This window comes from Streptomyces sp. NPDC055099 (assembly GCF_053607685.1).
In genome coordinates this window covers 274,495-286,694 of record NZ_JBSGUA010000011.1, presented here as the reverse complement: position 1 = coordinate 286,694, position 12,200 = coordinate 274,495, and the positions used below count along the sequence as shown (strand labels likewise).

Here is a 12,200-nt window from a genome sequence, read left to right as displayed (position 1 = left end):
AGCAACGCCCGGCGGGGATCTCCAGCCCTGATACGGATCATGCCGACGGCCCCCCTACGGCCCTGTTCAGCGTGCGGACCGCGCAGGCCGTACAGATCAAGGCCCTGCGGCCGCACCGATTCTGTCGACCGTATGAGCCGATCGGACCATAGAGGGCTTAGTTGTCACTCAAACGAGTGAAGGGCGTATCCGGAGGTCCGGATACGCCCTTCTTTGCGCCTCTTGTGCGCCTGGCGGCGACTACTGGCGGTGACTACGCTCCGCGCAGCACCGCGCCGGTCCGCTCGGCCGCCAGGGCGACGGCCGCGTCCCGGGCCGCGGAGGCCTCGTCGACGGTCAGCGTGCGGTCGGCCGCACGGAAGCGCAGCGCGTACGCCAGGGACTTCTTGCCCTCACCGATCTGCTCGCCCTCGAAGACGTCGAACAGCCGGATGGACTCCAGGAGTTCACCCGCGCCCTCGCGCAGCACCTTCTCCACGTCGGCGGCGGGCACGCCCCCGTCGACGACGAGCGCGACATCCTGCGTGGCGACCGGGAAGGTGGAGATCTTCGGGCCCTGCGGGACGCCGGTGCCCGCCTCCTCCAGACGGTCGAGGTCCAGCTCCATCGCGCAGGTGCGCGCGGGCAGCGAGAGCGCCTTGACGACGCGCGGATGCAGCTCGCCCGCGTGCCCGATGACCTGCTCCGCTCCGTCGATCACGACGGCGAGCTCGGCGCACCGGCCCGGGTGCCACGGGCCGTACTGGCCCTGGCGCACGAGCAGTTCGGTGCCCGACTCGGCGGCCAGGACGCGGGCGGCCTGGATCGCGTCGGCCCACTCGGACGGCCGGCCCTTGCCCCACCAGCCGGCCTGCTCACGGGCGCCCGACAGCACGACGGCGGCGTGCCGCGGCTGCACGGGGAGCGCCTCGGTCAGGGAGGCGATCTCCTCGTCCGTGGGACGCCGGTCGACGGGCAGCCGGACCGCGACGCGGGCTTCGTCACGAGGCTGGAAAACCAGGCCGGTCTCGAAGAGCGCCAGGTCGTGGCTGCCGCGGCCTTCGTTGCGGCGCAGCGCGCCGAGCAGACCCGGCAGCAGCGTCGTACGAAGAGCGGGCTCCTCGTCGGAGAGCGGGTTGACCAGCTTCACGACCCGTCGCTTGGGGTCGCCGGGCTCGAGTCCCAGCTGGTCGAAGACCTGCTCGCCGATGAAGGGGTAGTTCGGCGCCTCGACGAAGCCACTTCCGGCCAGAGCGCGGCCGACGCGGCGGTGCAGCCGCTGCCGGTCGGTCAGGCCACGGCCCGCGGGGGGCTTGGGCAGCGTGGAGGGGAGGTTCTCGTACCCCTCCAGGCGGATGACCTCTTCGGCGAGGTCGTTCGGCTCGGCGAGGTCGGGACGCCAGGACGGCACGGTGACGGTCAGGGCGTCCTGGCCGTACACGTCGCAGCCGACCTCCTGGAGGCGGCGCACGACGGTCTCGCGGCCGTACTCCACACCGGCGACCTTGTCCGGGTGATCGGCGGGCATGGCGATCGTGTGCGGCGCGGAGGGCGCGATGACCTCGGTGACGCCGGCCTCGGCGGTGCCGCCCGCGAGCAGCACGAGGAGATCCACCGTGCGCTGCGCGGCGGCGGACGCGGCCTGCGGGTCCACGCCGCGCTCGAAGCGCTTGGCCGCCTCGGAGGGCAGCTTGTGGCGCCGGGCCGTGCGGGCGATGGAGATCGCGTCGAAGTGCGCGGCCTCGATGACGACGTCGGTGGTCCCGGCGGCCTCTTCGTGGTCCGCGATCTCGGTGTTGGCGCCGCCCATGACGCCCGCGAGGCCGATCGGGCCGCGGTCGTCGGTGATGACCAGGTCCTCGGCGTCCAGGACGCGCTTGACGCCGTCGAGCGTCGTGAACTTCTCGCCCTGCTCGGCACGGCGCACGCCGATCGTGCCCTCGATGCGGGAGCGGTCGTAGGCGTGCAGGGGCTGGCCGAGCTCCAGCATCACGTAGTTGGTGATGTCGACGGCGAGCGAGATCGGGCGCATGCCCGCCTTCTGCAGGCGGCGCTGCAGCCAGATCGGCGAGCGGGCCTCGGGCTTCAGGCCCGTGACCGTGCGCGCGGTGAAGCGGTCGCAGCCCATCGGGTCGGAGATCTTGACCGGGTAGCCGAGGGCGTTCGGCGCGGGCACGTCCAGGAGCGCCGGGTCGCGCAGCGGCAGGCCGTACGCGATGGCGGCCTCGCGGGCGACACCGCGCATCGAGAGCGCGTACCCGCGGTCGGGCGTGACGGCGATGTCCAGGACCTCGTCGACCAGTTCGAGCAGCTTGATCGCGTCGGTGCCGGCCTCGTGCTCGGGCGGCAGGACGATGATGCCGCCGCTGCCGTCGTCGCCCATGCCCAGCTCGTCGCCGGAGCAGATCATGCCGTGCGACGTCTTGCCGTACGTCTTGCGCGCGGCGATCTTGAAGTCGCCGGGCAGGACGGCGCCGGGCAGCACGACGACGACCTTGTCGCCGACGGCGAAGTTGCGCGCGCCGCAGACGATCTCCTGCGGCTCGCCCGTGCCGTTGGCCTGGCCGACGTCGACCGTGCAGAAGCGGATGGGCTTCTTGAAGCCCTCCAGCTCCTCGATGGTGAGGACCTTGCCGACGACCAGCGGGCCGGTCAGTCCGGCGCCGGTCTGCTCGACGGTCTCGACCTCGAGGCCGACCTCGATCAGCTTGGCCTGGACGTCACGGCCGGTCTCGGTGGCGGGGAGATCGACGTACTCCCGCAGCCAGGAAAGCGGGACCCGCATCAGATCTCCATCCCGAACGGCCGGGTGAACCGGATGTCACCCTCGACCATGTCTCGCATGTCTTCGACGTTGTGGCGGAACATCAGCATCCGTTCGATGCCGAACCCGAAGGCGAATCCGCTGTACTTCTGGGGGTCGACGCCGCAGGCGGTGAGCACCTTCGGGTTGACCATGCCGCAGCCGCCCAGCTCGATCCAGCCCTCGCTGCCGCAGGTGCGGCAGGGGCGGTCGGGGTTGCCCACGGACTCGCCACGGCAGACGTAGCAGACCATGTCCATCTCGGCGGACGGCTCGGTGAACGGGAAGTAGTTCGGGCGCAGGCGGGTCTTCATGTCCGCGCCGAAGAGCGACTGGACCATGTGGTCCAGGGTGCCCTTGAGGTCGGCCATGGTCAGGCCCTCGTCCACCGCGAGCAGCTCGATCTGGTGGAAGACCGGGGTGTGCGTCGCGTCCAGCTCGTCCGTGCGGTACACGCGGCCGGGGCAGACGATGTAGACGGGCGGCTCGCGGCGTTCGAGCAGCGCGCGGGCCTGCACGGGCGAGGTGTGCGTCCGCAGCACGACACCGGACTCGTCCCCATCAGTACCCTTCGGGCCCTGGACGAAGAACGTGTCCTGCATCTGCCGCGCCGGGTGGTCCGGGGTGAAGTTCAGGGCGTCGAAGTTGAACCACTCCGCCTCGACCTCGGGGCCCTCCGCGATCTCGTAGCCCATCGCGACGAAGACGTCGGCGACACGCTCCATGAACGTGGTCAGCGGGTGCCTGGCACCGGCCGGGACGCGGTCGTACGGCAGCGTGACGTCCACTGCCTCCTCGACGAGCACCCGGGCGTCGCGCTCGGCCTCCAGCTCGGTCTGGCGGGCGGCGAGCGCCTTGCTGACCGCGCCGCGCGCCATGCCGACGCGCTTGCCGGCCTCGGCCTTGGCCTGCGGGGGCAGCGCGCCGATCTCGCGGTTGGCGAGGGCCAGCGGCGAGGTGCCGCCGGTGTGCGCGACCTTGGCCTCCTGGAGCTTTTCGAGGTCGCCGGCGGCGGCGAAGGCGGCGAGCGCCTCGTCCCGCATGCGCTCGATCTCTTCAGGTTTCAGTGCCTCGACCTCAACAGGGTCGTACGACTTGTTCGGTGCCGACATCTCTTCCCGTGCTTCCGGTTGGCTGGTGATGGTCCCCGTCTACGACTCGGAGACGAATCGTCCACAGATCAGGGACGCAAACGTGCCAAGGATCGAGTCTAACGGGGGTGACGCGGGTGAATGAGCCCGCGGGCGGTGCTCAGGCGGATCAGAGGTGATCAGTGGTGACCGGGGAAGGTCACAGGAGATACGCCGGAGTGCCCACGGGCAACGTAAATCGGAACTGGGCGCCGCCGCCGGGCGCGCGGCCGACGGTGATCGTCCCGCCGTGCGCTTCCACGATGCCCTTCACGATGTACAAGCCGAGTCCCGTCCCGCCGCGCTTGCTGCCCCGCCAGAAGCGGGTGAAGACGCGGCCCATCGATTCCTCCGGAATGCCGGTGCCCTCATCGCTCACGGTCACGGCCGTCTCGGCCCCGCCCCGCTCACGCGGGGATGCCATCGACGAGGTTGCTGCCACGTCGATGGTGACGGTTCCCTCGCCGTGCCGCACGGCATTTTCCAGCAGGTTGCTGAGCACCTGGTCGATCTTGTCGGGGTCGGCCCAGCAGTCGGGCAGCGGCTGCTGTATCCGGACGAGGAAGCGGTCCGCGTCCTGGCCGGAGGCGACATGGGCCTGGATGTGGCGGCCCACGGCGGCGCCGATGTCGACGGGCTGGCGGCGCAGCTCGAGGCGGCCGGAGTCGATGCGGGAGATGTCGAGGAGTTCGGCGATGAGCCGCGTGACGCGGTTGGCGTCGGCGTCCACCGTCTCCAGCATCAGCTTCTTCTGGTCGTCGGTGAAGCGCTCCCATTTGGCGAGCAGCGTCGCGGTGAAGCCCTTCACGGAGGTGAGGGGCGAGCGGAGCTCGTGGGCGACGGTGGCGATCAGCTCCGCGTGGCTGCGCTCGGTGCGGCGGCGGGCCTCGGTGTCGCGCAGGGAGACGACGACGCGGCGGACGGGGCCGGTGGGCGCGGTGCGCACATAGCGCGCGGAGACGAGGACCTCACGCCCGCCGGGGAGCAGCAGATTGCGCTCGGGCTGGGCGAAGCGGGTGGCGAGGCCGCCGTACGGATCGGTCAGCTGCCACCAGCGGCGGCCTTCGAGGTCCTCTAACGGAAGAGCTCGTTCCAGTGGCGCGCCCAGGGCCTCGTCGGCGTCCACCGCGGTGATCCGCACGGCCGCCGCGTTGAAGCAGATGACGTGGCCCGCCTCGTCCGCGACCACGAGGCCGTCGGGCAGGTCGTCCGGGTCGACACCGAGGCCGCCGAGGTCACCGAGGGCGCCATGGTCCGCGCGAGTGGACAGAATGTCCCGTACTCCCGGTGATCTGCTCGTGCCGATGCTCATTCCCCGTACCCCACCTCTCGGACCGGCGCAGGAGGCCTCCGAGCCCGTCACCCTACTAGCTGGGAGTGACGGAACGGCACCCTCCAGCCGCACGCTGTGCACGGGCGGACGCATAGAGGCACACGGCCGCGGCCGTCGCGAGATTGAGGCTTTCGGCTCTGCCGTGGATCGGAACGCGCACCACGGCGTCGGCGAGTGCGCGGGTCTCCTCCGGCAGCCCCCAGGCCTCGTTGCCGAAGACCCAGGCGGAGGGCGTGCCCATGGTGCCCTTGTCGAGCTCGTCGTCGAGGTCGTCCTGGCCCGCTCCGTCGGCGGCGAGGATGCGTACGCCCGCGTCCTTCAGCCCCTGGACGGCCCGCTCCACGGGTACGCCGACGGCGACGGGCAGATGGAACAGCGAACCGACCGAGGCGCGCACGCACTTGGGGTTGTAGAGATCCACGGAGGCGTCCGTCAGGACGACGGCGTCGGCCCCCGCCGCGTCGGCGCACCGCAGCACGGTGCCGGCGTTCCCGGGGTCACGGACGTGCGCGAGGACGGCGACCAGCTTCGGCCTTGCGGCCAGGATGCCATCGAAGGAGGTGTCCAGGAACCGGCAGACACCGACGAGCCCCTGCGGCGTGACCGTCGTGGAGATGTCGGCGATGACGTCCTCGTCGGCGAGGTGCACCCGGGCCCCCGCGGCACGGGCCTCCCCCACGATGTCGGCGTACCGCTCGGCGGCCTCGACGGTGGCGAACAGCTCGACGAGCGTGTCCGGATGCGCGGCCCCTTCCCGCACGGCCTGCGGCCCCTCGGCGAGGAACAGCTGCTCCTTCCCCCGGAAGTTCCGCTTGGCGAGCCGCCGGGCGGCGCTGACGCGGGGGGACTTGGGGGAGATCAACTCGGGGGCGGCGGGCATCAAGTCACCTTCGTGGAACGAGAACGGATCGGGGCGCGCGCGGGGCCCCGTCAGGGGCGCGGGGAACTGCGCGACAAGCCCCCACGGCCCGCGGTCGGCGGACAGCGGACGCAATCGGACCCGCAAGCCACAGGCTTGCGGGTCCGGTCACGTACAGCTCAACGCAAGGTTCAGGCGGCCTTGGGTGCGTTGACGTCCGAAGGCAGAGCCTTCTGGGCAACCTCGACGAGCGCGGCGAACGCGTTCGCGTCGTTGACGGCGAGCTCCGCGAGGATCTTGCGGTCCACCTCGATGTTGGCGGCCTTCAGACCCTGGATGAGGCGGTTGTACGTCATGCCGTTCTGGCGGGCAGCGGCGTTGATGCGCTGGATCCACAGCTGACGGAAGTCGCCCTTGCGCTTCTTGCGGTCGTTGTAGTTGTAGACCAGGGAGTGGGTGACCTGCTCCTTGGCCTTGCGGTACAGGCGCGAACGCTGGCCGCGGTAGCCGCTGGCCGCTTCGAGGATCGCCCGACGCTTCTTGTGGGCGTTGACTGCCCGCTTGACGCGTGCCACTTGTTAACTCCTTGTAGCGGGGCCGTGGTTGGACTCACACGACCCGGTATCGATTGGGTCCCGGTCAGAGTTCAGGCGCGGTGTGCGCCGGAACTCACTTGCCGAGAAGCTTCTTGATCTTCTTGGCGTCGCCCGGGGCCATCTCGGCGTTGCCGGAGAGGCGACGCGTCAGACGGGACGACTTGTGCTCGAGCAGGTGGCGCTTGCCGGCGCGCTCGCGGAGCACCTTGCCGGAGCCGGTGATCTTGAAGCGCTTGCTGGCACCGCTGTGCGTCTTGTTCTTCGGCATAGCGCCGTTCTCTCCTCGTCAGTGGCACTCGGATGCCCGGTCGTGAAACCGGGCATCCGGGAACCGTATGTGTCAGTTGGCGATCCCCGGACTCGCGTCCTGGGATCAGGCCTCGGCGGGAGCCTCGGCCGGGGCCTCGGCAGGAGCTTCGGCGGCGGCCTCGGCAGGGGCCCCTGCGGGCTCCTCGCCTTCGGCGGAGTTCTGCGAGCGACCCGGGTTGGCCTTCGCGTCCGCCTTGCGGACCGCCTGGGCCTCGCGAGCCTCGGCCATGGCTTCGGTCTTCTTCTTGTGCGGACCGAGGACCATGATCATGTTTCGGCCGTCCTGCTTCGGGTTCGACTCGATGAACCCGAGGTCTTCGACGTCGTTCGCGAGACGCTGCAGCAATCGGTAGCCGAGTTCCGGCCTGGACTGCTCGCGACCACGGAACATGATCGTGATCTTGACCTTGTCGCCCTGCTTGAGGAACCGGACGACGTGACCCTTCTTGGTGTCATAGTCGTGCGGGTCGATCTTCGGCCGGAGCTTCATCTCCTTGATGACCGTGTGCGCCTGGTTCTTGCGCGCCTCACGGGCCTTCATGGCCGACTCGTACTTGAACTTCCCGTAGTCCATGAGCTTGCACACGGGCGGACGGGCGGTCGCCGCCACCTCGACCAGGTCGAGGTCGTACTCCTGTGCGAGCTCAAGGGCCTTGGCAAGCGGAACAATCCCGACCTGCTCGCCGCTGGGACCGACAAGTCGCACCTCGGGAACGCGAATCCGGTCGTTGATGCGGGGCTCGGCGCTGATGGATCCTCCTCGGTAGCACCACGCGGCGGTCTGGCGGACAGCCGCGTTACGTCTGTTATCTCGACCAACCGAGTGAGTACACAAAAAATGCCCCAACCGATCACAGGAAGGGGCTCCATTACTACCGGAGCACCTCCGCGGTGATCGCGGGGCGCAACTCGGGCCTGCCGTAGTCTCGGGGACTGCGGCCGCCTGACCGGTGACCCGCCGCTCTGGGAGCGGCCAGGTGGGAAGCGGAGCCTCCACTTGTGGGCCGGATCTCTGCGTGGCACGCGAGTGTCCGGCCGGTCGTTACACAAGGTTAGCAGCTCCGCGGGGGTGGGGCTAACCAACGGCGCCCACGGGCTGCCGCGGCCTCCCGCGGACCGCTCCGGACGGGGCTCCGCTTATCGTGTGGGACATGAGCGACGCGACCCCCACTCCCGAGTCCGCGGCCCCCGGGCCCGACTCCCCCGACTTCGACACCCTGACCCGTGACATCGCGGACGTCCCCGCGGTCGAGGTGATCACCACGGTCGCCGTCCACCTGATGAGCGCGGCGGCCGTGAACCTCGGTCTCGCCGAGGGCGGCGAGGGCCACAAAGACCTCGACGAGGCCCGCAAGCTGATCCACTCCCTCGCCGGCCTGATGGACGCGAGCGCCACGGAGATCTCCTCGTTCCACGCGGCCCCGCTGCGCGACGGCCTGAAGTCGCTGCAGCTGGCCTTCCGCGAGGCGTCCGAGGTCCCGGACGAGCCGGGGCAGGGCCCGGGCGAGAAGTACACGGGCCCGGTCTTCGGCTGAGCGGTCACGTGGGACACGTGCACCACGTGCGTCACGGACGTACGTAGAAGGGCTCGCCCGGTGGCGTCGCCTCGGCAGGCAGCAGTGCCAGGTCGAGGCCGCTGACCAGGCGGGCCCTCAGTGTTTCGTCGGCCGCGATGTGCCGGGCCACGCGCTGGGCGGCTTCGGCGGGGTCCGCCGACGGGTCCAGGACGAGCGCGAGGGTGCCGTCCGCGGTGCCCGCGCCGAGGTAGGCGCGCAGGACGGCGGGCTCGGCGGCGACGGACGCACGCACGGCGGCCGTGACCGCGGGGTCCGAGAGCGGGTCCGGGGTGTGGCGGCCTTCGGAGAGGGCGATCAGGGCGGGCCGGTTGATCTCGTAGGCGACGGGTCCCGCGAGGTCGAGCACGATCGTGTCGGCCTGCTCGTGCGCGGCGGCCTGGAGCGCCTGGTGCAGGGGGACGGCGACGGGCCTGGCCGCCGGGTCCCACAGGGCGAGGGCCTCGGTCGACGTGAACGCGGGCAGGGCCTTGCGGTCGCCCGCCTTGAGGGTGGGCACCGCCATGTCGCTGGACTTCTCGCGGCGCAGGCCGTTCTCGTCCTCCTCGACCTCGCCCAGTACGGCGACCACCGGGACGAGCAGCCGGGCGCCGGTGAGCGCCTCCAGGACGGGGCCGTGGGCCGTGCGGTCCTCGGCCCACGCGGTCAGCGCCGCGGTGAGCCGGGGGTCGGCTGAGCCGTCGTCGTCGGAGAAGCCGGGGTCGGGGATGTTCTTGTTCGCCACGGTCACGAGCCTATCGACCGCCGGCCCGGCCCTCTCGGGCGGTGCCGGGGCGGGCTTCCCTGCGGCCACGCCACAGATACACGCCCGCGCCGAGCAGGACGACGCCGAGACCGCCCGCCACCGGCCCCACCCAGCCGGCGGGTCCGTCGTCGCCCCGGTCCGTGTCCGGGCCTGGGCCGAAGTACTTCTTTCCGTACGTCGCCGATTTCAGGCCCTCGGGCTTCTTCTTGCCGCCCTCGGCGATCGCGGCCGCCGGGTCGATGAAGCCGAAGCCGCGTGAGTCGTCGCGGCCGCCGCTCGGCACGTCGCGGGCGGTGTCCTGGAGGAGCTGCTTGATCTGGGCCGGGGTCAGGCCGGGATGGGCGGCGCGGATGAGGGCGACGGCGCCGGAGACGAACGCCGAGGCTGCGCTGGTGCCCCAGCCCTCGTAGTACTCCCGGTCCGGGTCGGCGATGACGATGTCCTTGCCGGGGGCGCTGACCGTGGCGTACCAGCGGCGGGTGGAGAAGGAGGCGCGTTCGCCGCTCTCGTCGACGGCGGCGGCGGCGATGACGCCGGGGTAGGCCGCGGGGTACGAGATGTGGTCGCCGCGTTCGCCGCCGTTGCCCGCCGACGCGACGACGACGATGCCCTTCTTCAGGGCGTACTGGACGGCGGCGTCCTCGGCGGGCTCCGGGTGCGCGGACTTGGAGTCGTCGCCCAGGGAGAGGTTGATGACGTCGGCGCCGTGGTCGGTGGCCCAGCGGATGCCGTCGGCGAGGGCGTTGCCCCGGGTGTTGCGGGCCTTCGAGCGGTCCGGGTCCCCGTCCTCGAGGATCACGCGGATCGGCAGGATCTTGGCCTCCGGCGCGATGCCGACCACTCCGTCCTCGCGGCCCGCGCCGTGTCCGTGGCCCGCGATGATGCCGGCCATGGCGGTGCCGTGCCGGGCCCAGGGGCGGTCGCCCTTCTTCGCCCCGAAGCCGACCATGTCCTTCCCTTCGAGGACGCTGCCGGCCAGGTCGGGGTGGTCGCCGTCTATGCCGGTGTCCAGGACCGCGACGGTGATGCCCTTGCCCTTCGTGGTCTGCCAGGCCTGGCTGGTGTGCATGGCGTCGAGGGCCCACTGCTGGGCTCGTATGCCGTCGTCGGCGTGGGCGGTCGCGGGCAGGAGGGCGAGCGAGACGGCGAGGGCGACGACGGCCGGCCGGCGGATTCTCATGATTCCTCCGTGGCCGCGATGGTCTTGCGCAGGCGCCGCTCCACGCGGTCGGCGATGCCCTGCGCCTCATGCCCGAGGCCCGCCTGGGCGGGGGCGGATGTGGCGGAGGTCTTCATGGCCTCTTCGGCGGGCTCGGGTTCGGTGAGCGTGCGGCCGTCGGCAAAGCCGGAGACGGAGAAGGCGACCACGGGGGCGTCCGGGAGCACGGAGACGGTCCAGGAGGCGCGCTGGGCGTCGCCGAAGTCCGCGGCCGGGGTGCCCTTGGCGGCGTACGGCCGTGGCATCAGGTCGGGGCGCCGGTCGAGGCCTTCCTCCGTGAAGCGGGTGCGCAGCGAGCGCATCGCGTCGGCGTCGGCCTTGGTGAACAGCAGGCCCACGGTGGTGACATGGCTGCGGGTGGCGTCCGTATACGTGGCGCGCAGCAGCCGCAGGCAGCCCGCGGGGGCCAGGGCCTTGCGCAGGAGGGGATCGAAGGCGCTCTTGCAGTGGGAGTCGGGGGCGACGGCGACGCGGGTCCAGGTGCGGTCGGCTCCGCCGGGGCCCGCGCCCTCTCCCTTGATGGTGGCCGGGAAGAGCTGGTCGACGGGCACGCTGTGCCAGAGCTCGCCCGCCGCGGCGTACGCGTTGCGCGTGACGGCCGTTCCTTCGGAGCCCCCGGTCAGCCAACTCCCCGTCGCCGCGCCGCCGATGAGGCCGAGACCGAGCACGACACAGGCAGCGGCGGCGGTCACGCGGGGCTGTGCCCAGGCCCGGACGGGACGCAGCCGCGTGGTGCTGTCGTCGTACATGGCGGGCCGGGCGAACGACACGAAGGGCCGCCCCGCTCCGGGCCCGGGCGTCAGATCGACGGCACCGACGGCGCGGCGGGCAGCGGCCGTTCGGGGGGACGGCGGGGGCGGGGATATGGGTTCGGGTGTGTGGGGGTGTGCGGGGGCGGGCGGGGCCACGGGGCTCCTTGCCTCGCGGACGGGCGGGGGTTCTGAAGGGGGTGCCACGGCGCCGGTATCCACGGGTTCGGTCACGGAACCGGTGACCAGTCGCGACGGCTCGCCAGGTATGCCCACCACCGTCGCGTCCGGCGGCGCCACCGAAGGCATCGGCGGCCGGAGCCGGTACTCGGCGGTGTGCCGCTCCTCTTCCGTGTCCGGGTCGCCGATGTGCGGCGGGGGGTGGAGCCGGTACTCCGCCGTGTGCCGCTCCTCCTCCGCGTCCGGGTCACCGACGTGCGGCGGGGGCTGAGTGGCGCCCGGGGCAGGGTCCGCGGTGTGCGCGGATGCCCTCGTCGCCCCAGACGGCGGGGGCACGTCGGGGAGCGGACGGAGCCGGTACTCCGCCGTGTGCCGCTCCTCCTCGATGTACGGGTCGCCGACGTGCGGCGGAGCGGCAGGGGGCGGCGGGGGCTGGGCGGGGTCCGCGGCGCGCGCGGGTGTCCGCGTCGTCGCCGACGGCGGCGGTGCGTCGGGGAGCGGGCGGAACCCGTACTCCGCGGTGTGCCGCTCCTCCTCCATGTACGAGTCGGCGACGTGCGGCGGAGCCGCAGGGGGTGGCGGGGGCTGGGCAGGGTCCGCGGTGCGCGCGGGTGTCCGCCTCGTCGGCGGCGGCGGGGGCGCGTCGGGGAAGCGTGCCGACGCGGGCGGCGGGGGCGGAGAGTGCGGAGGGTGCTGTGACTCCGCATCGTCAGCGCCACGCGGC

Annotated in this window: 11 protein-coding genes; 1 reads left to right on the top strand and 10 read right to left on the bottom strand. The window is 71.8% G+C overall.

All coding sequences use genetic code 11. The features are described 5' to 3' along the window. Positions 1-253: 253 nt before the first annotated feature. The 7 genes from pheT to infC all read right to left on the bottom strand — a co-directional run bounded on the left by pheT (position 254) and on the right by infC (position 7,760). Positions 254-2,764 carry a phenylalanine--tRNA ligase subunit beta gene (pheT, locus tag ACWFRU_RS26710; RefSeq protein ID WP_453690689.1) on the bottom strand — a complete coding sequence of 837 codons (2,511 nt, stop codon included), beginning with the start codon at positions 2,762-2,764 and terminating at the stop codon, positions 254-256. Further along, on the bottom strand, positions 2,764-3,894 hold the full coding sequence (gene pheS, locus ACWFRU_RS26705; protein WP_453690688.1) for a phenylalanine--tRNA ligase subunit alpha: 1,131 nt from the start codon (positions 3,892-3,894) through the stop codon (positions 2,764-2,766). The genes pheT and pheS overlap by 1 nt, the downstream gene beginning before the upstream one ends. Before the next feature lie 178 nt (positions 3,895-4,072). After that, the gene (locus ACWFRU_RS26700; RefSeq protein ID WP_453690687.1) at positions 4,073-5,224 is read right to left on the bottom strand and encodes an ATP-binding protein; all 1,152 of its coding nucleotides are present in this window, start codon (positions 5,222-5,224) and stop codon (positions 4,073-4,075) included. A gap of 55 nt (positions 5,225-5,279) precedes the next feature. Then, on the bottom strand, positions 5,280-6,125 hold the full coding sequence (locus ACWFRU_RS26695; protein ID WP_453690686.1) for a TrmH family RNA methyltransferase: 846 nt from the start codon (positions 6,123-6,125) through the stop codon (positions 5,280-5,282). A gap of 170 nt (positions 6,126-6,295) precedes the next feature. Further along, positions 6,296-6,679: a 50S ribosomal protein L20 gene (rplT, locus tag ACWFRU_RS26690; protein WP_003970214.1), complete on the bottom strand. Its 384-nt coding sequence runs from the start codon at positions 6,677-6,679 to the stop codon at positions 6,296-6,298. Positions 6,680-6,773: 94 nt separating this feature from the next. Beyond that, on the bottom strand, positions 6,774-6,968 hold the full coding sequence (gene rpmI, locus ACWFRU_RS26685) for a 50S ribosomal protein L35 (protein WP_135330421.1): 195 nt from the start codon (positions 6,966-6,968) through the stop codon (positions 6,774-6,776). A 105-nt stretch (positions 6,969-7,073) separates the two neighbouring features. Next, entirely contained in the window at positions 7,074-7,760 is a 687-nt protein-coding gene (gene infC, locus ACWFRU_RS26680) for a translation initiation factor IF-3 (protein WP_453690739.1), read from the bottom strand. Between the two features lie 400 nt (positions 7,761-8,160). Between infC and ACWFRU_RS26675 the strand changes: the two genes are divergently transcribed. Then, on the top strand, positions 8,161-8,544 hold the full coding sequence (locus ACWFRU_RS26675) for a DUF1844 domain-containing protein (protein WP_363210919.1): 384 nt from the start codon (positions 8,161-8,163) through the stop codon (positions 8,542-8,544). A 31-nt stretch (positions 8,545-8,575) separates the two neighbouring features. On the opposite strand, the gene ACWFRU_RS26670 is transcribed toward ACWFRU_RS26675, so the two are convergent. The 3 genes from ACWFRU_RS26670 to ACWFRU_RS26660 all read right to left on the bottom strand — a co-directional run. After that, positions 8,576-9,307: an SseB family protein gene (locus tag ACWFRU_RS26670; RefSeq protein ID WP_453690685.1), complete on the bottom strand. Its 732-nt coding sequence runs from the start codon at positions 9,305-9,307 to the stop codon at positions 8,576-8,578. A gap of 10 nt (positions 9,308-9,317) precedes the next feature. Beyond that, positions 9,318-10,508, bottom strand: a complete 1,191-nt coding sequence (gene mycP / locus ACWFRU_RS26665) for a type VII secretion-associated serine protease mycosin (RefSeq protein ID WP_453690684.1) — start codon at positions 10,506-10,508, stop codon at positions 9,318-9,320. Beyond that, positions 10,505-12,200 (bottom strand): hypothetical protein (locus ACWFRU_RS26660; RefSeq protein WP_453690683.1); only part of this gene is annotated, 1,696 nt, incomplete at its 5' end. The genes mycP and ACWFRU_RS26660, both read right to left, overlap by 4 nt.

What these genes read in the sequence shown, in the direction of transcription:
- ACWFRU_RS26675 (WP_363210919.1), top strand. Translation starts at nt 8,161, where the DNA reads ATGAGCGACGCGACCCCCACTCCCGAGTCCGCGGCCCCCGGGCCCGAC.
- pheS (WP_453690688.1), bottom strand. Translation starts at nt 3,894, where the DNA reads ATGTCGGCACCGAACAAGTCGTACGACCCTGTTGAGGTCGAGGCACTG.
- ACWFRU_RS26695 (WP_453690686.1), bottom strand. Translation starts at nt 6,125, where the DNA reads ATGCCCGCCGCCCCCGAGTTGATCTCCCCCAAGTCCCCCCGCGTCAGC.
- rpmI (WP_135330421.1), bottom strand. Translation starts at nt 6,968, where the DNA reads ATGCCGAAGAACAAGACGCACAGCGGTGCCAGCAAGCGCTTCAAGATC.
- pheT (WP_453690689.1), bottom strand. Translation starts at nt 2,764, where the DNA reads ATGCGGGTCCCGCTTTCCTGGCTGCGGGAGTACGTCGATCTCCCCGCC.
- mycP (WP_453690684.1), bottom strand. Translation starts at nt 10,508, where the DNA reads ATGAGAATCCGCCGGCCGGCCGTCGTCGCCCTCGCCGTCTCGCTCGCC.
- ACWFRU_RS26700 (WP_453690687.1), bottom strand. Translation starts at nt 5,224, where the DNA reads ATGAGCATCGGCACGAGCAGATCACCGGGAGTACGGGACATTCTGTCC.